This window comes from Pararoseomonas baculiformis (genome assembly GCF_017813395.1).
Taxonomy (GTDB): Bacteria; Pseudomonadota; Alphaproteobacteria; order Acetobacterales; family Acetobacteraceae; genus Roseomonas; species Roseomonas baculiformis.
In genome coordinates, this window is record NZ_JAGIZB010000009.1 from 135,292 (window position 1) to 157,862 (window position 22,571).

General features: G+C 68.0%; 19 protein-coding genes. 10 read left to right on the plus strand and 9 right to left on the minus strand.

Going from position 1 to position 22,571, the window contains the following annotated elements; translation table 11 throughout:
- Window position 1 precedes the first annotated feature (1 nt).
- The 3 genes from J8J14_RS11375 to J8J14_RS11385 form a co-directional block, all read right to left on the minus strand.
- Window positions 2-466, minus strand: a complete 465-nt coding sequence (locus J8J14_RS11375; protein ID WP_209379622.1) for a tripartite tricarboxylate transporter TctB family protein — start codon at window positions 464-466, stop codon at window positions 2-4.
- Window positions 467-733: 267 nt separating this feature from the next.
- Window positions 734-2,047 (minus strand): sigma-54-dependent transcriptional regulator, encoded by a 1,314-nt coding sequence (locus J8J14_RS11380; protein WP_209379623.1) that lies wholly within the window; start codon window positions 2,045-2,047, stop codon window positions 734-736.
- A 32-nt stretch (window positions 2,048-2,079) separates the two neighbouring features.
- Entirely contained in the window at window positions 2,080-3,474 is a 1,395-nt protein-coding gene (locus J8J14_RS11385) for an ATP-binding protein (protein WP_209379624.1), read from the minus strand.
- Between the two features lie 457 nt (window positions 3,475-3,931).
- On the opposite strand from J8J14_RS11385, the gene J8J14_RS11390 reads away from it, so the two are divergent.
- Window positions 3,932-4,531 (plus strand): hypothetical protein, encoded by a 600-nt coding sequence (locus J8J14_RS11390; RefSeq protein WP_209379625.1) that lies wholly within the window; start codon window positions 3,932-3,934, stop codon window positions 4,529-4,531.
- Window positions 4,528-4,992: a hypothetical protein gene (locus J8J14_RS11395; protein WP_209379626.1), complete on the plus strand. Its 465-nt coding sequence runs from the start codon at window positions 4,528-4,530 to the stop codon at window positions 4,990-4,992. Before J8J14_RS11390 ends, J8J14_RS11395 begins: the two co-directional genes overlap by 4 nt.
- A 108-nt stretch (window positions 4,993-5,100) precedes the next feature.
- On the opposite strand, the gene J8J14_RS11400 is transcribed toward J8J14_RS11395, so the two are convergent.
- Together J8J14_RS11400 and J8J14_RS24960 are read right to left on the minus strand one after the other, a co-directional pair.
- A complete protein-coding gene (locus J8J14_RS11400; RefSeq protein WP_209379627.1) occupies window positions 5,101-6,366 on the minus strand; it encodes a tetratricopeptide repeat protein in 1,266 nt (421 codons plus the stop codon).
- A gap of 170 nt (window positions 6,367-6,536) precedes the next feature.
- On the minus strand, window positions 6,537-7,385 hold the full coding sequence (locus tag J8J14_RS24960) for a PEP-CTERM sorting domain-containing protein (RefSeq protein WP_408895874.1): 849 nt from the start codon (window positions 7,383-7,385) through the stop codon (window positions 6,537-6,539).
- Between the two features lie 829 nt (window positions 7,386-8,214).
- Between J8J14_RS24960 and J8J14_RS11410 the strand changes: the two genes are divergently transcribed.
- The 4 genes from J8J14_RS11410 (at window position 8,215) to J8J14_RS11425 (ending at window position 12,769) form a co-directional block, all read left to right on the plus strand.
- Complete coding sequence (locus J8J14_RS11410; protein ID WP_209379628.1) at window positions 8,215-8,463, plus strand: hypothetical protein; 249 nt, start codon at window positions 8,215-8,217, stop codon at window positions 8,461-8,463.
- Window positions 8,464-8,947: 484 nt separating this feature from the next.
- Complete coding sequence (locus J8J14_RS11415; protein WP_209379629.1) at window positions 8,948-10,258, plus strand: ATP-binding protein; 1,311 nt, start codon at window positions 8,948-8,950, stop codon at window positions 10,256-10,258.
- 9 nt (window positions 10,259-10,267) lie between these two features.
- Window positions 10,268-11,674 (plus strand): sigma-54-dependent transcriptional regulator, encoded by a 1,407-nt coding sequence (locus J8J14_RS11420; RefSeq protein WP_209379630.1) that lies wholly within the window; start codon window positions 10,268-10,270, stop codon window positions 11,672-11,674.
- Window positions 11,675-11,935: 261 nt separating this feature from the next.
- On the plus strand, window positions 11,936-12,769 hold the full coding sequence (locus tag J8J14_RS11425; RefSeq protein ID WP_209379631.1) for an alpha/beta fold hydrolase: 834 nt from the start codon (window positions 11,936-11,938) through the stop codon (window positions 12,767-12,769).
- 74 nt (window positions 12,770-12,843) lie between these two features.
- On the opposite strand, the gene def is transcribed toward J8J14_RS11425, so the two are convergent.
- The 3 genes from def to J8J14_RS11440 all read right to left on the minus strand — a co-directional run bounded on the left by def (window position 12,844) and on the right by J8J14_RS11440 (window position 16,108).
- Window positions 12,844-13,422: a peptide deformylase gene (gene def / locus J8J14_RS11430; protein WP_209379632.1), complete on the minus strand. Its 579-nt coding sequence runs from the start codon at window positions 13,420-13,422 to the stop codon at window positions 12,844-12,846.
- Between the two features lie 341 nt (window positions 13,423-13,763).
- On the minus strand, window positions 13,764-14,963 hold the full coding sequence (locus tag J8J14_RS11435) for a M20 aminoacylase family protein (protein ID WP_209379691.1): 1,200 nt from the start codon (window positions 14,961-14,963) through the stop codon (window positions 13,764-13,766).
- A 305-nt stretch (window positions 14,964-15,268) separates the two neighbouring features.
- The gene (locus J8J14_RS11440; RefSeq protein WP_209379633.1) at window positions 15,269-16,108 is read right to left on the minus strand and encodes an amidohydrolase family protein; all 840 of its coding nucleotides are present in this window, start codon (window positions 16,106-16,108) and stop codon (window positions 15,269-15,271) included.
- A gap of 41 nt (window positions 16,109-16,149) precedes the next feature.
- Between J8J14_RS11440 and J8J14_RS11445 the strand changes: the two genes are divergently transcribed.
- Window positions 16,150-17,166 carry a tripartite tricarboxylate transporter substrate binding protein gene (locus J8J14_RS11445; RefSeq protein WP_209379634.1) on the plus strand — a complete coding sequence of 339 codons (1,017 nt, stop codon included), beginning with the start codon at window positions 16,150-16,152 and terminating at the stop codon, window positions 17,164-17,166.
- 166 nt (window positions 17,167-17,332) lie between these two features.
- On the opposite strand, the gene J8J14_RS11450 is transcribed toward J8J14_RS11445, so the two are convergent.
- On the minus strand, window positions 17,333-17,821 hold the full coding sequence (locus J8J14_RS11450) for a hypothetical protein (RefSeq protein WP_209379635.1): 489 nt from the start codon (window positions 17,819-17,821) through the stop codon (window positions 17,333-17,335).
- A 528-nt stretch (window positions 17,822-18,349) separates the two neighbouring features.
- On the opposite strand from J8J14_RS11450, the gene J8J14_RS11455 reads away from it, so the two are divergent.
- From J8J14_RS11455 to J8J14_RS11465, 3 genes are read left to right on the plus strand one after another with little or no spacing between them, the layout of a single operon-like run.
- Window positions 18,350-19,705, plus strand: a complete 1,356-nt coding sequence (locus J8J14_RS11455; RefSeq protein ID WP_245215669.1) for an ABC transporter substrate-binding protein — start codon at window positions 18,350-18,352, stop codon at window positions 19,703-19,705.
- 5 nt (window positions 19,706-19,710) lie between these two features.
- Entirely contained in the window at window positions 19,711-21,453 is a 1,743-nt protein-coding gene (locus tag J8J14_RS11460) for an ABC transporter permease (RefSeq protein WP_342452435.1), read from the plus strand.
- A complete protein-coding gene (locus tag J8J14_RS11465; RefSeq protein WP_209379636.1) occupies window positions 21,450-22,541 on the plus strand; it encodes an ABC transporter ATP-binding protein in 1,092 nt (363 codons plus the stop codon). Before J8J14_RS11460 ends, J8J14_RS11465 begins: the two co-directional genes overlap by 4 nt.
- Window positions 22,542-22,571 lie beyond the last annotated feature (30 nt).

Sequence of the window (22,571 nt, forward strand, 5' to 3'; positions counted from 1 at the left end):
CTCAGTAGCTCCAGGGGAAGAGCCGGAAGACGATTCCGAGCGCGTAGGAGAAGAGGGCGACACCGCCTGCGGCCACGCCGATCGCCAGCAGGATGATGCTGCGGGGCGTGTTGCCGCGATCGACGAAGCCACCGATCACGACCAGCGCCAGGATGGCCGGCACGAGGCCGAGATGCTGGCCCGCCAGGATGAAGGCGGCGACGCTGCCGGTGATGCCGAGGATGGCGCGGACCGAGGGCAGCTGCATCTCGCCCTCGTCCCACAGGCGGCGGATGAAGCCCTTCGCGATCACCGCCAGACCGAGGGCGGCGCAGATATAGCCGAGCAGGACGGGGAAATAGCCCGGCCCCATGCGGCGCGCGGTGCCGATGGCGTATTCCTCGCCCCCGATCACCGTTGCGACCCCCAGGGCCAGTAGCAGAAGCCCGCCGATGACGTCGCGCGGGTCGAACGCAAGCCGCCTCATGACGCCGTTCCCTCCGGCGCCGAAGCATGATGTCCCGTGAACAAGGATCGATCCTCCATCTGGACCGCCGGAACCCGCGGGAGGTGCGGATCGCCAGGCGGCGTGACGGAGGGCTAGTCAAACGACATGCCAAGCGGAAAAGCTGTTCCGATTCAATTACATGAACGGCAGTTCATCCGCGCGCCGCACCGGTTCGTCCGGAACTCTAGACATCGCGGCCCCGGCGGGCCGGATCGGTGCCCTCCGCGGCGGATGGGCTGTAATGTTTCAGGCCTCGATGCCCAGGCGCTTCATCCGCTCCCACAGCGTGGTGCGGGAAACGCCGAGCGCCTGGGCGGTCTCGGCGATGCGGCCGCCGAAGCGGACCAGCATCCGCCGGATATGGTCGCGCTCCGCCGCGTCCCGCGCATCGGCCAGGGACAGGACGGGCGTCGGCGCCTCCTGGCGGCCGGGGAAAAGGTCCGACGCCTCGATCACCGCGGCATCCGACAGGACCATGGCCCGCTCGACGCGATTCTTCAGCTCCCGCACATTGCCCGGCCATTTATGCGCCAGCAGCGCGTCCTGCGCGGCACGGGACAGGGTTGGCAGCGGGCGGCGGAAGGCGCTTGCGAAATGCGCCAGGAAGGATTGGGCCAGGCGCTCCACATCGGCCGGGCGCTCGCGCAGCGGCGGCACGTGCAGCGTCACCACGGCCAGGCGGTAATAGAGGTCCTCGCGGAAGCTCCCCTCCGCCACGCGGGCCTCCAGGTCGAGATTGGTGGCGGCCACGATGCGGGCCTTGAGTGGCAGGGCTTCCCGGCCGCCCACCCGGTTGAAGCGCCGTTCCTGGATGAGGCGCAGCAGCTTCGCCTGCAAGGGGGCCGCCATCTCCCCGATCTCGTCCAGGAAAAGCGTGCCGCCACGGGCGCGCTCGGCGAAGCCCTCATGCCGCTGGGCGGCGCCGGTGAAGGCGCCGCGCTCATGGCCGAACATCTCGCTCTCCAGCAGCTCCGCCGGAATGGCCGCGCAGTTCACAGCCACGAAGGGTGCCTCGGCCCTGTCGCCCAGTTCGTGCAGGCGGCGCGCCGCCACCTCCTTGCCCACGCCGCTTTCGCCAGTGATGAGGACATTCGTGTCCACCCGCGCCAGCCGCTCGAGGTCGCGCTCCAGCTTCTGCATGTTGGGCTGGCCGGAACTGCCTTCCCGCTGGGGCTCGGCCGGGGGGGACCACTCGGCGAAGGCGCGCAGCTTGTCCAGCAGCACCTGCGGCGGGAAAGGCTTCTCGATGTAGTCGTCCGCCCCGGCGCGGATCAGCCTCACGGCCTGGTCCACCTCGCCAAAGGCTGTCACCACCACCACCGGCGTGCCGCCCACCTCCGGCAGCAGGCGCGTCAGCAGCTCCTCCCCGCTGCCATCGGGCAGGCGCATGTCGCAGACGATGAGCCCGGGCTTCTGCGTGCGCAGCAGCCGCTCCCCCTCGGCGGCGCTGCGGCCCCACCAGGTGCGGATGCCTTCCAGGTTCAGGCGCTGGACAAGGGATTCACCGAGGACCGGATCATCCTCGATCAGCAGGACGGAGCGGTTGGGCGTGGGGGACATGGCGGGATCCTGGCTTTGCGGAGGCGCGGCGGCTAGCCGCGCGGCGCCTGCAGTTCGGGTGCAACCGGCACCGTGAGCGCGATGAGCGAGCCCTCCGGCTGCTGGTCGGCGGTGACGTGGCCACGCAGCAGGGTGGAAAGCCGCGCGGCCACCTCCAGCCCGATCCCGTCGCCCGCGGCGGGCACCGCGTTGCCGCTCAGCCGGTCGCGCACCAGGGCCGGCAGCTCGCCGCCCTCGTCCTCCACCTCCACGGTCAGCCACGCCTCATCGGCCCAGGCGCGCAGGCTGACCCGTCCTTTCGGCGGCGTCGCGGCGATGGCATTCAGCAGCAGGTTCAGCAGGATCTGCCGCAGCCGCACCGCATCCGCCGGGAAGGGCACGGCGATGTCGCTGCGCCAGTCCAGCCGCACGCCGCGGCGGCGCGCCTCGGGCTCCACCAGCACGCGCAGGTCGTCCAGGTCCTCGGTTGTCACGGCGCGGATCGCGTTCTCCTCGCGATGCGCCGCAAGGGTGGTGCGCACCACCGTCTCGATCTGGCGCAGGCCGCGCTCAAGAAGGTCGAGCGATCGCTGCCGCACCGCATCATCCACCCCGTAATGCCGGATCGTGTCGATACAGGTGAGCATTCCGGCCAGCGGGTTGCGCACCTCATGCGCCACGGTCGCGGCCAGCCGGCCCAGCACGGCGATGCGCTCACGTTCGGCCAGCCGCGCCGCCAGCTCCTCGCGCTCCTGCAGGCGGGCCAGCAGCATCTCCAGCGCGCCGGTCAGGCGCTCATCCTCGCCCTGGCCCCGCGCCTCCGCCATCGCATGCCCGGCGGCCATCCCCTCCAGCGTGCGGGTGACCGTGAGGACCGGGGCCATGACCCGCCGGGCCACCCCGGCCGCCAACCCCGCGCTGGCGGCCGTGACGAAAAGGGTGGCGAAGGCCATGCGAACGAAAAGGGCCTGCCGCCGCTCGATCAGGTTCGGGAAGGCCAGCTGGACGGCGGCGAGAGCGATGACCTGGCCGTTCACCACCACCTCCCTCTGCGCCCAGGCCGAGGCGCCATCCTCGCTCGGCTCCCATTCGCTCGAGAGCAGGCCGCGCCGCATGGGCGGCTCCGCATCGGCGGCCCCGGCCCGCGCCAGCACCGTTCCGTCCGGCCGGCCCACGGCGATGATGCGGTCCACCACCCCGGTCTGGTAGCCGAGGGCCGTCTCCAGCGCCTGCTGCAGCAGGTCGATGTTCCCGCTCTGCAGCGCCTGGACCGAAGCGCCCGAAAGGCTGTCCAGATAGGTATCCGCAAGATTCTGGGCCTGGTGCCGCACCTCACGATCCATGAAGTGAAAGCCGAGCGCCGAGGTAACGACACAGGAGGCAAGCACGGCCAGGCCGGCCAGGAGCGGAAGGCGAACGGAAAGGGGCAGGCGGGCGAAGGTCTTCATCAGGATGCAAACATGTCCGGGTCAGGCGGGACCGGGACCGGCCTGCGCCATCACCCCGTCTAGCACGTGCCGCCCTGCCATCATCCGCCCATGGGAGCGGGCCGAGGCCGATGACCGGCCACCCCGCCGGGAGGAGGCGGCCGCCATGGCTGCATCCTGCCCGTCTCCTGGTCCAGGGCTCGATGCATTCCGGGCAGCCGCCCCGGGCAGGGAGAAGCGCCCGGCCAGGAGCCCCGTGGCTCTCCCCGGCGTGATGCCGCGAATGTAAACGCCGCCTGGCTTCTGTACCCGGGCGGGCGGTCTAGAGTTTCCTCATGCAGCACCGAACCGAAGCGCCGCGCCTGCCCATGCGTCCCTCGCGGGCAAGGGCAGACCTGCCTCGCAAGGCTGGGCCGGGCGATGGTCCGTGCCGTTCTGGCAGAGGAGAATGCGGGCGGGCCATGCCGGCGGCCCGGCCATGAGCCGCGGGCGCCAGGCGGGCGCCTTGGGGCAGCCAATCCTGGGCTGGCCGGTCCAGTGGGCTCGCGGCCGCCAGGCCCGGCCCCTCCGCGCCGCCTTGCTGCCAGCCCTGGCCGCCCTGGCCCTGCCCGCCTGTTCCGAGCTTCTGGCCGAGGGCAGCGCGGCGGTGGCGGGGTTGGGCGGGGCCGCCGTCGCCGATGCGGTCGGTGCGAGCGCAACGGTCACCACCGGGATCGGGCTGGGCGTGCAGGCCGGCATGCGGGCCGGGCTGCACTACGCGCAGCGGCGCGCCCATGGCGCGGCGCAGGACAGCCTGGCCGCGGCCGCCGGCCCGCTGCCCGTCGGCGGGGTGGCCGCCTGGTCGATCACGCATGACGTGCCGATCGAACCGGACGAGCGTGGGGAGGTGACGGTGGTGCGGGTGATCGATGCCGGGTCGATCCACTGCAAGGAGATCGTCTTCTCGGTGGATGCGACCACGCGGCCGGAGCAGGCGCCCAGGCGCGGCTTCTACACCGCCTTCATCTGCCGGGACGGCCAGGCCTGGCGCTGGGCATCCGCCGAACCCGCGACGGAGCGCTGGGGTAGCCTGCAATGAGGCACGGGCTGGCGCTGCTGCTCCTGCTCCCTCTCGGCGGATGCGGGGTGGCCGCGGACCTGACCGGGGCGGTGGCGGGCATCGCGGCCGGGACAGCCACCGGCAACCCGGCGGCGGGCTTCGCCATCGCGGTCGGCACGCGGGCCGGCGTGCAGGCGGGCCTGAACTGGGCCGTGCGCGTGCGGGCACGCGGCGAGCAGGATGCCGTCGCCGAGGCCATCGGGAGCCTGGCGCCCGGCGAGGTGCGCCCATGGCGCATCGAGCACGACATCCCGATCGGCAACGAGACGGGCGAGGTGCGGCTGGTGCGGGAGATGGTGACGCCGCTCGCCACCTGCCGCGAGGCGCTCTTCTCCGTCTCGGACGGCGCCTGGTTCATCACCAGCGCCTGCCAACAGGGCGACCGCTGGAAATGGGCCGCCGCGGAGCCGGCCGTGCCTCGCTGGGGGGCTCTCCACTAGCGCCGGCGAGCCTCCGTCGCGCCCGGAGACCTCCCTCCCGATGTTCCAGCGCGGCCTTTGTCCCGCGCCGCCAGCCCTGCGCAACGCCCTGCCCGCCGCGCGGCTTCCCTATCCCGCGCGGCGCCGCAGTTCCTGTGCCGGGCCATTGCTGGCATCGAGGCGCAGGGCGCGGTCGGCGGCCTCGGCCGCGAGGCCGCGCCGTCCCTGCTGCAGGTACACCGTCCCGAGCTGCACGAGGATCGCCGGCGACGTGCCGAGCCGGTCGGCGGCTTCCAACGCCTCCACGGCTTTCCGGAGATCACCGCGCGCCCGGTGCACCCAGCCGAGCGTGCTGCGGACCTCGGCGGAAGCCGGGGCCAGGGAGGCGGCCCGCCTGGCCCATTCTTCCGCCTCACTAAGGTTCCTGCGGGATTCGGCGGCGATCCAGGCGAGGTTGTTCAGGGCCACAACGCTGTTCGCATCATGCTGCAGCACATCCCGGAAGACGCGCTCCGCCTCCGCGACGCGCCCGAGCGACTGCTGGATCATCCCGGCCCCGAGGAGCGCCGGCACGAAGCCCGGCCTGGCCTCCAGCGCCGAGCGATAGGCGGCGAGCGCGGCCTCCATCTGTCCCTCCGCGACAAGGAGGCTGCCGCGCGTGGCATGCGCCTCCGCGAAGCGGGGCTCGATCTCAAGCGCCCGTGTCATGGCGGCCAGGGCCGCCGCCCGGTCGCCCCGGCGGGCCTCGACCACGCCGAGAAGGTGGACCGGCAGGGGGTTCCGAGGGTCCGCCTCGCTCGCGGCCTGGAGTTCCGAGCGGGCGTCGTCCAGGCGTCCGAGCAGAAGGAGTGCATTGCCGAGGGCATGGCGTGCCCCGGTCCGCCCGGGCTCGCGGGCCAGGACCTCTCGGTAGAGAGGCTCGGCGGCAGCCGGATCACCTTTCGCGGTGAGGAGGTCCGCCAGGTCGAGGCGCGCGGGGGATGAGGGGTTCCGCTCCAGCGCGGCACGGAAGGCAGCCGCCGCCTCGTCCGTCCGGCCCCGCATGACGAGGAAACGTCCCCAGGCATGCTCGGGGACCGCCTCGCGCGGCGCAACCTGGCGCGCGCGAAGGAAATGTGGCTCGGCCAGATCCGGCTGTCCGCGCCGCCACGCGATGTCGGCAAGCCCCAGGGATGGCCGGGGGCTCGCCGGATTGGCCTGCGCGGCAACCGTGAAAGCCCTCTCCGCTTCGTCCAACTGCCCCGCCGCCAGGGCACGGAGACCCATCCGGAGATGCGGCTCGAAGGCTTGGGCCGGCACGGGGCGCGAGCCGGGCAACTGGATCTCCGCCGCGGACGCGGTCATCGGCGCGACGCCGAGGGCACCAAGGAGGAGGAGAGAAAGGCAGTGGCGCACGGTGTGTCTCCTATCGTCCGGGACATCCGCCGGCGGACCATGGTGGCCCGAAGGGCGGCCAGGGCAGTGGCCAGCCTCGCCCCGATCAGCCGGCAATGCCGGCGCGGGCAATGGCTTCCCGCGCCGGTGAAGGGGAGCCGGGGAGGCCGGAAGGGCCGCCCCGGAACCTGTCAGGCCGCCTTCCGGCGCCGGCGAACGATGGTCAGCCCGGCCAGCCCGACCCCGAGCAGGGCGAGCGAGGCCGGCTCGGGCACCGGCGTTCCACCCGGATCCGTGATGGTGCCGGTGTTGGAGCCGATGATGATGGCGTTGCCCGTCACGGCGCTGACGCCGAGCACCGGGATGGTCCCGAAGTTCGCGAACCGCTTGTGATAGGGACCGGCACCGAGGTCGGCATTCGTGAGGCCAGGGAAGGCCGCCGAGCCCGCTCCGGTCAGGTTGATGCCGGTCTCGAACTCGTCCGGCGCGGTCAGGCCGGGAACCAGCGCGCTGAGGAATCCGTAGTCGTTGGCCTGGCTGAACAGGCCACCGCCGGCGCCCAGGAAGCTGTTGATCGCCCCGGCATTGGCGGCCAGGGCGGCCTCTTCAGCGTCGGTAAGGCCGCCAGTGACGTTGTCACCCGAGTCCAGCATGACGATGCCGGCCGTCTCGGCACCGCCACCGGCGGCGAAGAAGGCGGAGATGTTCGCCGCCCCGTCCACGTTGACAAAGGTCCAGCCTGCCGCGCCCAGGTTGGAGAAGTTGAAGGCGGACTGTGCCGCATTCAGGGCCGTGCCGGCGCTGCTGCCAAGGGCGACCACGACCTTGTTGCCGTTCGTCACCGCGCTGGCGAGGTTCTCGACGGCCCTCTGCATGAAGAACCAACCATCGAGGTTCTGCGTCGCGCTGGCGGAACCGTGGTCGTCGGCATCCGTGCCAGCGAGGATGAAGGGACCGGCCTGGGCTGCCCCCCCCAGGAACAGGCCGCCGGCAACCACCGCCGCGCCGATCAGTTGTTTGTAGAACTTCATCGTTGCCACCCAATTCTTCATTCTTGTCAGCCCGACATTGGGCGGCCCTGCCGAGCATCAGCCGTGCCAACTGTTATGATATTGTAATTGTTTTAGTTTCCGGCAAAAGAAACGGAAGCTGTAATGCTTTTCAACAAGGTCCCGGCCGTGCTGGCTCAGGCCTTTGGAGAGGCGCCCGGCGGCAAGGCTGCCCGCGGGATCGCTGCCGCAGGGCTGGGCTGAGCCCGCCTGTTGCCCCTGATATCCGCCGTCAGGCCGATTAGGCGTGCGACATTGCCCGCTCTCGCAGAGCGGCCGTGATGGAGCCGCCGCAGGGAAAGAGGCGGGGTCGTTGGATCTCGGTGATCAGCTCTGATCCGCGGGTTGGGTACCGCATCTCCACTCAAACGCCCTGAGGCACTCCGATCTTACGTCATCTCTAGGCCGAGGCCTCACCCCATCAAACGCGGGCGCTGCTGGCGAGCCGATGGCAGACATGACGATGCGCGCCACGCGGTTGCGGTATTCGGCGGGTTCAAGGCGAAGGTGGCGCTGGAGCGCGCTGCGGGTGCTCTGGCCACAGCGCCAATCCCGGCCCGGCACCGCATCCACCAGACGATCGTGGGTGAGTGGAAGCCAGCACCGGGGTTGGGGATGTTTGGGTGATAACACCTACTGGGTGGGGGATAACCTCCGCTTCCCTCGGAGTTGGGGTCCATCGGGCCTGTGGCATCAGCCCCGATTGTCTTGCCATTACAATTACGTAGCCCCTCGGGCGCCACCCGGCAGTGGTCTGGCATATCCCGTGCACAAAGGAGGCCGTCGCAACGGATGCGGCACCATGTTTTGAGGAATCGTCATGACCAAGCATCTGCTGCTCGCCTGTCTTCTCGCGGCCACGAGCGCTCTCCCCATGACTGCCACGCATGTTTTCGCCCAGACCCAGCCGGGGACAGCCTTCGGTGCTGAAAGCAATCAGAAAGCCCGGGAAGCTGGCCGCACCGGCCTGAACTCCGGCCGCAACCCTGTACTGGGGCAGGCAACGGGTGAACGGGCCCGCCAGGATGATCGCTGCCACGACCAGCTCGAGGATCTTCTGCGGCGGTGACGGGCGGCCGCTGACCCGACAGTTCCCGTGAGTGTATGCCAGGAATCCGGGAGCCCAGGATCAAGCAGCACCGATTGCTTGTACACGCCCGGCGCCGATCCGGGTTGCCCTTGGCGGGCCCGGAAGGGTCCGCCAGGAGCACGGCTCTCGTGCTGGGCTGTGGCCGGCCGACAAGTGGAAAGGGCGGCCGCCAGTCAATCCGCCGGTTCCCATCCGGCCATAGCATCCAACCCCGCGGGCAGGGCAGCGCGTTTCGCGCGACGATCAGCCCGGCCCGTGTTAGCCTACTCTGATGTGGACACTTCTGAACCGGTCCGCTGAACCGCGGGAGCCCGTCCGGCCTGCGCCTGGCAAGGCAGGCCTGTTCACCGGTTTGAGGAGGAAGATCGGCCGAGCCGTGCATGCAAACGGACAAGGAAGCTGGCCCTCGGCCCGTCGGCAACATGATCCGGGCGGCTTCCGTGTCGGACGCTGGTTTGCTGCCTTGAGCCTCGTCTGCATCCTCACATCGGCCGCCGGTACGGCCTGGGTCCTGAGCGGATTTCTGAGCCACCACATGCTGGAGCGCGATGCGGCCGTGAGCGCCGAGTTCGTCGAGAGCATCGTGCGCGCAGAGGGCACCTGGTCGTATTTCGACAGTTCCGTTCCACCGGGGTCCAGGCCCGCGCTGGAGTCATTCTTCACCCATGTCGCCCGCCTGCCGGGTGTCGTTCGCGCGAACATCTATGCTCCCGACGGGACAGTCCTCTGGTCGAGCAATCCCGAGCTCAGGGGACGGCGCTTCACCGAGAACAAGGAGCTGGAACAGGCACTGCACGGCCAGGTCGTGGTCGAGGCGGGAAAGGTCACATCGCAGTTCAAGGCCGAGCATGAAGCACTCGACACTGAGGCGGGAGGATCCCGCTTCGTCGAGGCCTATCTGCCGGTCCGGGACGAGGCGAGGCAGCATGTCATTGGCGTCGTCGAGATCTATCGCCTTCCGCTCGCCCTCTTCGCAGCGATCGATCAAGGGGTCCGGCTGGTCTGGTTGAGTGCCCTGGCCGGAGCTGCACTTCTCTATGTCGCCCTTACCAGCCTGATATGCCGGGCCGAGCACATGCTGCGCGACCAGCAGGAGCGGCTGATCGAGGCTGAGACGCTGGCAGCCGTTGGTGCCGTCGCGTCTGCCGTCGCGCACGGCATCCGCAACCCGCTGGCCTCAATCCGATCCTCGGCCGAACTTGCCTCTCTGGAGGACGATCCCTCGCTGGTCCGGGCGGCCCTTGCCGACATCGAGAGCGAGGCCGACCGTGTCGAGGGCTGGGTAAGGGACCTGCTGCTCACGGCACGCGGCGATGCAATCGCACCGGCTGCGGTGGACGTAGCCGCCCTCCTCGCGGATGCGGGAAAGCGCTTCACAATGATGGCGGAGCGGCAAGGCGTGACGCTCACCGTGCGAACGGATGCCGTACCGCCCGCGCGGGGCAACCCAGGACCACTCACCCAGGCATTCAATAACCTGATTGCAAACGGGATCGAGGCGATGCCCGAAGGTGGCGAACTCCGCATCCAGGCGCGGCCCGCTCGGGAGGGAAGGATGGTCGAGATCCGGATTTGCGACACCGGGGTCGGCATGCCGGAGCCGCTTAAACGAGGCCACGATCCGCTCTTCTTCTCCACCAAGCCACGCGGCACGGGTCTCGGGCTCATTCTCGCGCGGCGCATCGTCGGCCTGTACGATGGCACGCTGGAGCTTCAGGAAGGGCCGGGCGGCAGGGGAACCCGCGCCACCATCTGCCTTCCCGCGGCGGATTAAGGTGCAGCCATGTCGCAAGCGGTACTGGTGGTCGAGGATGAGGCGGTGCTGGCGCGCAACCTGCAGCGCTATCTGCAGCGCCAGGGACTGGAGGTGCGGTCAGCTGGCACGTTGCGGGAGGGACTGCGGGAAGTAGAAGAATTCCGCCCGGATGTCGTGCTGCTCGACCTTGCCCTTCCCGACGGGAACGGAATGACCTTGCTCGAGCAGATTCGGGCACGGGACCCCCAGGCCAAGGTCATCGTGATGACCGGCCATGGCAGCGTGCAAACGGCCGTGGAGGCCATGAAGGCCGGGGCATGGGACTATCTGGGCAAACCCCTGGCACTGGCCGAGGTAAAGCTGCTGATCGACCGGGCGGCCGGGGAGGAGCGGCTGGAGGGGCGCCTTTCCTACTATCGAGGCCGGGACGCGCGGCAGAGCGGGCTTGAACAGCTTCTCGGTGAATCATTGCCGATGCTGGCACTGAAGGCTCAGATCACCCGGCTGCTCGAGGCTGAGCGGCGAATGACCGAGGGACAGCCACCGGCGGTGCTGGTGCGCGGAGAAACCGGATCCGGAAAGGAGCTGGTCGCCCGAGCCATCCACTTTGACGGGCCGCGCCGCGAAGGCCCCTTCATCGAACTGAACTGCGCCGCGCTGCCCACGCACCTTCTTGAGGGCGAATTGTTCGGTCATGAGCGTGGCGCTTTCACGGACGCACGGGAGCGCCGCATCGGATTGGTAGAGGCGGCGCATGGCGGCACGCTTCTTCTGGACGAGATTGGTGACCTCGACGCTTCCGTGCAGGCGAAACTGCTTCGCCTTCTGGAGGACCGGACCGTGCGGCGGCTCGGCAGCGTTCGGGATCGCGAGGTGGATGTCCGCTTCATCACCGCCACACACCGCCCCCTTGAGGATCTGGTCGCAGAGGGCCGGTTTCGTGCCGACCTGCTCTACCGGCTACGGGTCGTCAGCCTCACGGTGCCACCACTGCGGGAGCGCGGACCGGACATACCGCTGCTTGCCGAACATTTTCTCGCCCTCAATTCCCGTCGCTACGGCAAGGCGGTACCGCGGTTGGATCTTGCGGCGCGCACGACTTTGGCGAGGCATCCCTGGCCTGGAAACGTGCGGGAGCTGCGGAACGCCATGGAGCAGGCAGCCCTTTCCGCCGAAGGGGACGTGGTTTCGCCCGGCGACTTCGCCCTCATCCCGGCCCGGATGACCAGGCCAGCAGCGTCGGCTCCCGAGATTGAGACGGCCGAGGACGTGACGCTGGCCAGCGTGGAGCAGGCAGCCATCCAGCGCGCGCTGCGTCGGGCGGAAGGCAACATCTCCCGCGCAGCCCGTGATCTCGGCATTACCAGGGACACGCTGCGCTATCGCCTGGCGAAGCATGGCCTGGAGCCCGCCAGCGGAGGGGAGTGCGATTAACCCTGCGCAGTGACGGCGGCCTAATCCCGGCTCCCAATTAGCGACAGAGCCCATTTGCACGCCGATCCACAGCGAAGCCGGTCACCTCGAACAGGACGACCGTATCCGATCCTGACGCCGACGCCCTCAGGCATGCGGGGATGCGCCCGAAGATTGCGGCCCGGCGCGGCCTGCGACAACATCGGCGCCGATGTGGTTCTGCGGAAGCCCAGCGGGTGTCCAGGACGATATCATGCCCCCCCTTGCTGAGGACCTCCCTGCATGAGCTTTGCTGCTTCCTCCCGCCGGCAGGGTAGGGTCATCCGGTCGGACTGCGAGATCGCGTATGAGATCACCGGGCAGGGTCCGCCTCTCGTCTTCGCCCATGGACTGGGTGGCTGCCTGCTCTCCTGGTTCCAGCAGGTGGCGCATTTTGCCCCGCGCTTTACCTGCGTCACCTTCTCCCACCGGGGATTCTTTCCCTCCACGGCGCCGGCCGCTGGGCCTGATCCACAAGCCTACGCAAATGACTTGGCGTCCCTTGTGGATGAACTCGGGCTCGGCTCCATAAGCCTCGTTTGCCAGTCCATGGGGGGCTGGACCGGTGTCGAATACGCATTGATGCGGCCGGGCAGCGTCCGGAAACTGGTACTCGCAGCAACAACCGGATCAATCGACCCGCGGCTCATGCGTGATCCGGAGCGGGGCCGCTACGAAAGCTGGTCGGCCGAGGCTTCGGCGGCGCGGGATGAGCTGCATGCCTGCAACATCCATCCGGCCGCGGGTGAAAGGATGGCACGCGAGCAGCCGGCCATGCATCTCCTCTATCGGCAACTCAATGCGCTTAGCGGCGGCCTGGACAAGGAGGCCCTGCGCGAGCGCATGCGGGAGATGCGGCGGCGCGCCCCAGGCGAACTTGCCGCTGCCCGGTGCCCTGTGCTGTTCCTGGCAGGAGACGAGGACGTGGTCATGCCTCCCTTCTCCGCGGCGGCGCTCGCTTCTGCTGTTCCGGAAAGCCGCGCGGCAACCATCCACGGTTCCGGCCATTCGGCATACTTCGAGCGCCCTGACATGTTCAATGCACTTGTGGATGCCTTTCTGGCTGAGCCCGCATGACTGTTGGACTTGCGGGTGGTGAACCAAGGTCTATCGGCATCTTGCGGATCGGGCCGCCCCTGCAGCCCTGAGCGTCACTGAGCCACTTCCGTCCAGTAGGCCCGCGCAGCCCTCGTTCGGGCCTCCAGCTCGTCCGCACGAGCGAGTTCCTCGTTGAAGCCCATCATGCGGAAGTCACTCATCCGCGTGGGATACAGAATACCGTCCAGGTGGTCGTACTCGTGTTGGACGACACCGGCATGGAAGCCAGAGACCTCGGCGGTTACCATGCGGCCGTCGCAATCGACACCCGAGTAGCGTACGCGCATGAAGCGCGGCACGGCCGCCCGCAAGCCAGGGATCGAAAGGCAACCCTCCCAGCGAAGGTGCTTCTCGTCGTCCAGCGGCTCAACGGTCGGGTTGATCAGGACCGTGTTGCCAACCACCGTATCACCCGGTGCCCCACTGGAGCGGGAGGGCAGGACGCGGAAGACGAAAAGCCGGAGCGGCACATGGACCTGCGGCGCGGCAAGGCCGGCCCCGGGCGCGTCCTCCATCGTCTCGTACATATCCTGGACGAGGCGGCGGATCTCCGGCGCAGTGGGGTCTGCTACAGGCTGGCACTTCTCGAGGAGAACTGGGTGGCCCATGCGGGCAATCTTGCGGATAGCCATCCGCTAGTCTTACTAGGACAGTGCTTATCGGAAAAGCACGAGCGTCTCAGGCCGCTGCACGGCCTCACTTGGCTCCTCCCCCTGCACCAGGGTCATCGAGGGCCGCCAATACGCGGGGGCCACTCACTTGAAGCCTCGCGTTATCGAGAAGCGGCGAAACGTTGCACGGTAACACGGGCCATGGCGCCATCAACTTGCATGGCGGACGGGCGCGGGGCACGATAAGGACGCCGCGCACAGAAGCGCCATTCCTGCCCCCCACCACACGGTCGCATTCGCCCCTGGCCTGTCAGGCACAGCACATTCATCGCCCCGGCCCACAGCGCTCACCAGCGCCGGGCTCACCTTCCTCCAACGCTGCCCAACTCCTGCTCCACCAGGCTGACCCAGTACCCTATCCCATAGGGGATAGCATCGTCGTTGAAGTCGTAATGCGGCGTATGCAGGCCTGCGGAAGTCGCGCCGCCTGCACCCTGCCCCATGAACATGAAGGCCCCCGGCCGGGCTTCCAGCATGGCGGAGAAGTCCTCCGCCCCCAGCACCATCGGCGCGTTCCTTTCGACCATCGGCTCGCCGACGACCCGTGCGGCAGCAGCCACGCCGATCGCCGTCTGCTCCACATGGTTGACAAGCGGCGAGGCGCCGCGCCGGTATGTGACCTCCGCCGAGCAGCTGAAGCTAGCTGCCAGCCCCGAGGCCAACTCCCCGATCCGCCGCTCGATCATGTCCCGCACGGCCGGCGTATAGGACCTCGCCGTGCCGCCAATGACCAGCTCCGCTGGCATCACGTTCAGGGCTTCCATCGACCCACCATGCACCGCACCAACGCTGACGACCGCGGTGTCCACCGCCGCGATATTGCGGGAAACGATGGTTTGCAGTGCCAGGATGAACTGTGCCTGAAGCACCGTGACATCGGTCGAGAGGTGCGCAGCAGCTCCGCCATGGCCGCCTGTGCCGCGGAAGTTCACCACCCAGCGGTCCGACGCCGCCAAGGCCGGCCCCGTCCGCGTGGAGAACTGTCCCAGCGGCAGTTCCGGGGTGTTGTGCAACCCATAGACCGCGTCCACCGGAAAACGTTCGAACAGTCCATCCACCAGCATCGCCTTCGCGCCGCCGCGCCCCTCCTCGGCAGGCTGGAAGATGAACTGCACCGTGCCGCCGAAATCCGGGTTTTGCGAGAGGTAGCGCGCAGCGCCCAGCAGCATGGCCGTATGCCCATCATGCCCGCAGGCATGCATTTTACCCGGCGTGGTCGAGGCATGCGGCAACCCCGTCGCCTCTGGGATCGCCAGCGCATCCATGTCCGCACGCAGTCCGATGGCACGCTGGCCGGGCAGGCGACCATTGAGGGTGGCCACGACGCCGTACTGACCCACCCCTTCCGTCACCTCCAGCCCCCAGTCGCGAAGCGTCTTCGCGACCAGCGCAGAGGTCCGCACCTCCTCCATTCCCAGCTCCGGATGAGCATGAATATCTCGCCGGATCGGCACCAACTCGGGCTGCAGCGCCTTGATCCGAGCCAAAGTCGTGTGGTCCATCGGATTAGCCTCCCGATGATGCGGTTCCTGCCGTGCAGATGTTACGGCCGATCCGGCGCTTGGGGAACGTGCCTGATCAGACATTGCCACGATGCCTTGATCTTGCTCATTCAGACCAGCGCCACTGAGACACTGATCCCCCATCCAGCAGTAGCGCCGGCATGGAGGGTTACCGCCATAGGCAGTCCGGGCAGCTTGTCTCCGCTTTCCCGAGAGCCTCCAAAGCATTCGCATGACGGCCATGGGCGCGGAGGGCGAAGGCAGCCGCTCCCGGTGGCGGTGCAGCATCGCCCAGGCATATCTCCTCAGAAATCATACAGCTGTGCCGGGTTGGACACGAGAATGGCGTGCCGCGCCGCCTCCTCAGGTGCCCAGTCCATCAGCAAATCAAGGAGGGGCGCCTCATCGGGCTTCGGAGCCGGCGCGTTGGGATGGGGCCAGTTGGAGCCCCAGACCAGGCGGCCCGGCGCCGCGGCGACGAGCGCGCGCGCAATCGCCGAAACGTCGGCATAACCAGGCGGCCCATGACGTGACACGCCGTAGGGCGACGAGAGCTTCACCCAGATGCGGCCACTCTCCAGAAGCCGCAGCAAGGAACGGGCGGGGGGCGCATCGGGCCGCACAGGCTCATGGAACCGCCCGATATGGTCGATCACCACGGGGCATGGCAGGCTGCGGATAAGGCTCTCCCGCTCGGGCATCTCGCCGCCGTCGAATTGGAGCTGAACGTGCCAGCCCAGGGGGGCTACGTGCGTGGCCAGATCGAGCAGCCGCTCCCATGGCACCAACCCGCCCCCCAGCATGAACGCCCGCGCACCACGAGCTCCCGCCGCATGCAGGCGCCGGAGCTCGGCTTCTGGCGTCTCCGGCGTGACAACCACCACGGCACGCGCCCTGTCCAGGCCGAGTTCGGCCACAGCGTCCAGCGTGCAGGAATTGTCAGCGCCATACGCCGTGGGCTGCACCACAACCGTCCGCGTCAAGCCGAGGCGCGCTTGCACCGTCCGGTAAGCCGCAAGGTCGCTGCCGAGGGGAACAGGAGACGGATTCGTTGCCGCGACCGGGTAGCGCTCCGGCGGGCCGTAGATGTGCATGTGGCAGTCCACCGCACCGGGCGGAACGGGAAAGCTGGGCTTGGCCGGCATGTTTCCTCCTGTCGGAGCCAGCCAAGCCCCTTCGGGGCCGGTTGTCCACCGCTGCGCCCTCGCTCTATCGTCGAAGGAAAATCATCATGGAGGAGGCAGAAATGCATGGACGCAGGGGTATTCTGGCGGGTGCGGCAGCGCTTGCGGCAGCCGGCCCATGGCATGGCGCACGGGCAGCATGGGAGCCGACACGGCCGATCCAGTTCATTGTCGGCTTCGCGCCGGGCGGCGGTGCCGACCTCGCCGCGCGCGCGATCGCCGAGGCTTCCTCCCCTTTCTTTCCGGCACCCATCGTCGTGATCAACCGTCCAGGTGCAGGAGGCGCCATTGCGGCTCAGCACGTCGCTGACCTGGCGCCAGACGGATTGAACCTTCTTGTCGGGGGCGGCAGTGAGAGCACCTCCCTGCCCGCCTTTCGCGAGCTCCCCTATGATCCAAAGCGCTCCTTCCGCTCCATCATCCGGCTGACCCGCCAGCCCCTGCTGATCGTTGCCCGGCGCGGCAGCCGGTTCAGCGATCTTCAATCGGTGGTAGAGGCGGCACGCCGCAGCCCGGGCACCATCTCCCATGCTTCCTCAGGGCAGGGCTCGATCTATCACGCGGTCTTTGTGCTGCTGTCGAAAGCGGCAGGCGTCGAGTTGCTGCATGTGCCATTCACCGGCGGGGGCCCGTCGCTGCAGGCGCTGCTCTCGAACACGGTCGAACTCGCGGTCCTCGCCCCCGAGGAAATGGTCGGACTTGCTGAGAGCGGAGACGTGCGTCCACTCGGCGTCGCCTCTGCGGAGCGCCTTCCGGGGTACCCCAGCGTACCCACGCTACGGGAACTTGGCTGGAACGTGGTTGTCGAGAACATGAAGGGCCTCTGCGCCCCGGCCGGCCTGCCGGATGACGCCTATTCGGCGCTGCACGACCGTTTCCGCCGCGGCATGCAAACACCGGTCTGGCGCAATTTCCTGGAACGCACCGGCGCCATGGACGGGTACCTGGACGGGCCAGGATTCCAGGCCGTGACGGACAGCGTCATCGACGCACTCCGGGGAGCTCTTGGGAGAACCTAGCCTCCTCGTCAGCGCGAGGTGGCAAGCGGCCCAGCCGGATACCATCCGCGGGCATCTTCACCACCCAGCATCGATTGATGCTGGGTGGTGAAGTTGGGGAGGTCCTCATGTCACCGGCGCTGGGGAAGCAGCTGTCCGGGAGAAGCTGGCATGCTGCGGATCAGGTCTACGGCGTCGCGCCCAGCGCAGGTTTCTCCCGTGCGGCTTTCCGGAACAGCCAGGCCGACACGAGCCACAGCGCGGCGAAGAACCCGGTCAGGACGATAATGGCTTCTGGCCCGTTCGCCCCGGTGGAGCTCAACCCTGCGCCCAGGGCGATCAGGCCGACCAGGGCCTGGACGAGCGCCGTCGCGGCCAAGGCGCGCACCATGCCATGGGGCCGGAAGCGCGCCATGAAGGCGCTGAGGACACCAACGGCGAGCACTCCGCCATACATCAGGTTGGCTGGGTTCTCCTCGGACCCGATGATGCCGACGGCAAGATTGATCCAGACAAGGGCGAAGGCCGCCAGGACAGCAATGCCGACGGCGGCCCGATAGGCGGTGCTGGCCGTCATCCTTGCCGTCAGCTCGTACACGCCGCAAGCGCCGAACAGCATGGCGCCCATGACAGCGAAATCGCCCTTGTCCCAGGCCACTTCAGCGGTGAACTGCATCGCAGCCAGAGGCAGCAGTAAAATGAGCGCTGCGGTTCCCCAGGGTAGCGCCCGCCAAAAGCGCCCGCGCCGTCCCCCAGCGCCTTTCGCCGACCCTTCCATTGCCTTGCCTCCACCTAAGAGTGGGATCTTCAAGCTAGCCCAGCCATGGGTGAGCCGCATGGGCAAATTCGAGCCTGTGCTGAGCGACACCCTATGGCCGATGATCAGGCATGTCGGCGCTGCTGCGGAAGCTTCGCGGGCGCTCAGCCATGGGGAAGGATGCGGCGGGGCTGGACGCCCGAAAGCAGCAGAGCCGAAGGAGAACTCGGCGGAGAGCCACCACCATCGCAGTGTGGCCGGCAGACGCATTCTCGTAGGAGGCTCCTCCCCCCAGTGCCGGCAAGCCTCACCCACCATTGCGAAGCAGCGAACGCCGAGAGCCTGGTCAGTAACTCAGCCCTAGCAACTGGACAGGTGAAGAGACTTGCCAGCCCTGAAAGAGTGACCCAGAACAATGTTGGTCATGAAAATGCAACGGAGGGAGTGATGCGTTCCAAGCTTGAGCAGGCTGGGCAGCCCATGATCGGGCGCCGTAGCCTTTGTGCTCTGGTTCCTCTCATCGCCGGCGCTGCCCAGGCCCAGACGGCAGGCGCATCCGGAAAGGTCAGCGTTGTTACCTCCTTCTCGAACGACGTAACGGGCCCGTTCAAGCGAGCCTTCGAAGCCGCACATCCCGGCGTCACGCTCGACATTCAGAACCGCAACACCACCGCCGGCGTGCGCTTCGTCCAGGAGACGCGCGCGAACAACGCCGTGGACCTTTTCTGGGCCTCAGCGCCCGATGCTTTCGAGGTCCTGAAGACCGCCGGCTTGCTGGAGGTTTACCGCCCGAACGCGCAGGGCATTCCGGAGAGGATCGGTCCCTACACGATCAACGACCCGGAGGGATACGTCACGGGTTTCGCGGCCTCAGGCTACGGCATCATGTGGAACGAGCGCTACACCCGCGCCAACCGGCTGCCCGACCCGAAAGAATGGTCCGATCTCGCGAAGCCCGTCTACCACGACCATGTCATCATCACTGCACCCTCCCGTTCCGGCACCACGCACCTGACGCTCGAAACCATCCTCCAGGGCGAGGGGTGGGAAAAAGGCTGGGGAACGGTGAAGGGCTTTTCGGGCAACCTGCGGCAGATCACGGAGCGGTCCTTCGGAGTGCCGGATGCCGTGAATTCCGGACAGGTTGGCATTGGCATCGTGATCGACTTCTTCGCCTTCTCCGCCCAGGGCGCGGGATTCCCGGTGAAGTTCGTCTATCCCTCCGTTACCACGGTGGTGCCGGCGAACATCGCCATCGTGAAGAACCCGCCGAACCTGGCAGGCGCCAAAGCTTTCATCGACTTCCTCCTCTCCACCCAGGGCCAGGAAATCCTGCTGGAGCCGACGATCCGCCGCCTGCCCGTTAATCCCGCCGTTTACGCCAAGGCGCCGGCGGGCTATCCGAATCCCTTCACCGGCTCCATCGGCATGCCGAGCCTGCGCTTCGACGTGGTGGAATCCGGCAAGCGCTATGCGGTGGTGGACGCCCTCTACGACCAGACCATCGGCACCAACCTGGACAGCCTGAAGCGCGCCACCAAGGCAATTGGTGATGTCGAGACACGGCTTGCACGCCGGGACAACTCTGCCGCCCGGGCGCTGCTGGCGGAAGCACGGTCGCTGATCAGCGCGATGCCGATCACCGAGGCGGAGGCGTCCTCCGACGCCGTTACGGGTGCTTTCAGTGGCCGCGCCGGCAGCCCGCGCCAGGCAGAGCTGGAGCAGCGCTGGTCCGCCTTCGCTCGGGAAAAGTACCAGGCCGCCGCCGCCAAGGCCGCGGAAGCGGCGAAAGCGGCGGGCTGAAACAGGTGACGACGCCGGCTACCGCCACCATCGAGGCTACCGCATCGGCACCGCCCAGCCCCTCGGCACGCCGCCTCTGGCCAGCGCGACCGGGGGAGGCGGTGGCCTTCACGCTGGTGGCGCTGTTCCTGCTCGCCTTTCTGGTCGTGCCGGTCCTCACAGTGGTGACGGTCGCCTTCCAGGACCGGGCGTCGGGCAGCTTCACCCTCGCCCATTTCGGGGACTTCCTGTCCAACGACCTGTTCCGGACGAGCTTCCTGAACTCGCTCTACGTCTCGCTGATGTCGGTGGTGGTAGCGAGCCTCATCGCTCTGCCCTTGGCGTACTTCACCACGCGTTTCGAATTCCGCGGCGCCATTCTCGTGCAAACACTGGGCGTGCTGCCGCTGATCATGCCGCCCTTCGCCGGCGCTGTCGCCATGGGTCTGCTGTTCAGCCGGACCGGCACGGTGAACCTGCTGCTCGGTGACTGGCTCGATATCAACATCCCCTTCATGGAGGGGTTGAACGGCGTGATCTTCGTCCAGTCCGTCCACTACTTTCCCTTCATCCTGCTGAACCTCGTCGCCAGCCTGAAAAACATCGACCGGGCGATGGAAGAGAGCGCGCAGAACCTGGGCAGCCACGGGTTCCGGCTGTTTCGCCGCATCGTGCTGCCGCTGGCCATGCCGGGCTATGTTGCCGGTGCCAGCCTCGTGTTCATCAAGGTGTTCGATGACCTCGCGACACCGCTGCTTCTGAACGTGCGGGAAATGCTGGCGCCGCAGGCCTATCTGCGGATCACTTCCGTGGGACTGGAGGATCCGATCGGCTACGTCATCTCCGTCGTCCTGATCCTGTTTTCCGTCCTGTCCCTCTGGGTTTCATCGCTGGCACTGCGCGGCAAGGACTACGCGACGGTGCAGCGCGGCGGCGGCGGGCTGGCGCGGCGGCGCATGTCACGCGGCCAGGCCGTCCTAGCCTATGCGGTCATCATCCTGATCCTGATGCTCGTATTGGCTCCGCATTTTGGACTGTTCCTGCTCTCCATCGCCACGATCTGGTCCTTTGCACCGCTGCCGGATGGCTACACCCTGGCGCACTACACCCGGGTTTTCGCGGAAAGCTCGCAGTACATCACCAACACGCTGATCTATGCGGGGCTGGCGGGGCTGATCGACGTGATCCTCGGCACCACCATCGCCTATCTCGTGCTGCGCACAAAGCTCGCGGGGGCGCGCTGGCTGGATTACCTGGCGATGTCGGCGCTCGCCGTCCCGGGGCTGGTGCTGGGAATCGGATACCTTCGTACCTTCTTCGGCGTCACCCTGCCGGGCGGCACCTCGCTCGCGGCCTTCTGGGGTATCATCGTGCTGGCCTTGGCCGTACGGCGCCTACCCTACGCCTTGCGGGCATGCACCGCGGCGATGCAGCAGATTTCGGCCAGCCTGGAGGAGGCTGCCGAGAACCTTGGTGCCCGCCGCCTGAGCGTGGTCCGCCGGATCGTGCTACCCCTCATGGCTGGCGGCCTTGCGGCAGGCTTCATCACCTCCTTCGCCACGGCAGCGGTGGAGCTCTCGGCCACGCTGATGCTCGTCCAATCCAGCAATGACGCGCCGCTGGCCTATGGCCTCTACGTGTTCATGCAGTCGCCGGCCGGCCGGGGGGCGGGAGCGGCGCTCGGTATTGTTGCGGTGGTCATCGTGGGACTGTCCACCCTTCTGTCCCATCTGGTCGCCGAGCGTGGCGGCGGGAGGAAATCCGCATGAGCGAGCTACTGGCCCGCGAACCCGCGGGAATTCGGGTCGAGGGGGTCGATCTCTCCTACGGCACGACCCGCGTGCTGAAGGATGTGAACCTGGAGATCCGCCCGGGCGAGTTCTTCGCCTTCCTCGGTCCCTCCGGATGCGGCAAGACCACGCTCCTGCGGCTGATCGCGGGCTTCAACACGGCCGAGCGCGGCCGCGTGCTGGTGGGCGGCAAGGATATCTCGGCCCTGCCCCCCTGGAAGCGCGATGTGGGAATGGTGTTCCAGTCCTATGCGTTGTGGCCGCACATGACCGTCCGCCGCAACGTCGCCTTCGGACTGGAGGAGCGTCGAGTGGCCCGCACCGAGATCGGCCCGCGTGTTGAGGCGGCGCTGAAGCTCGTCGGGCTCGAGGGCATGGGGGAGAGGCGGCCCGCACAGCTGTCGGGCGGACAGCAGCAGCGGGTTGCGCTCGCCCGCACGGTCGCCGTGCGCCCGATGGTGCTGCTGCTGGATGAGCCCCTCTCCAATCTCGATGCACGGCTCCGCGTGCAGGTCAGGCGGGAACTGCGTGAACTGCAGCAGAGGCTTCGCCTGACCACCATCTTCGTCACCCATGATCAGGAGGAGGCGAACACGGTCTGCGACCGGATAGCGGTGATGAATGACGGTGTGGTGCAACAGGTCGGAACGCCGATGGAACTGTACGACCACCCCGCCAACCTCTTTGTTGCTGGCTTCCTGGGGACGGCCAACATCATGCCGGGCACGGTGCTTCGGGATGGCGGGGGCGCTGCCTTCGAGATCGCGGGCGGCACGCGCATTCCACTGCCGCCCGGGCTCGCGGCGCCCGACGACGCGCGGCTGGTCTTCCGTCCCCAGGATGTCTCCTTCCTTCCCCCCGGTGCGGATGCCGGCGGGCGGCGACTGATCGAGGGCGAGATCACGCATCGCGAGTTCCTGGGCGCGAGCATCCGCTACGGTGTGCGGGTGGCCGGGGCGGAGGTGCTGGTGGATGCACCGCATATGGGGGGAGAGGGACATCTGGCCGTGGGTGGACGCGCCGTATTGGCGCTGGATGCCGCACGGGTGAAGCTGCTGACCGCCTGAGCCGCCCGGCGCAACCGCGCGGAACCTGCG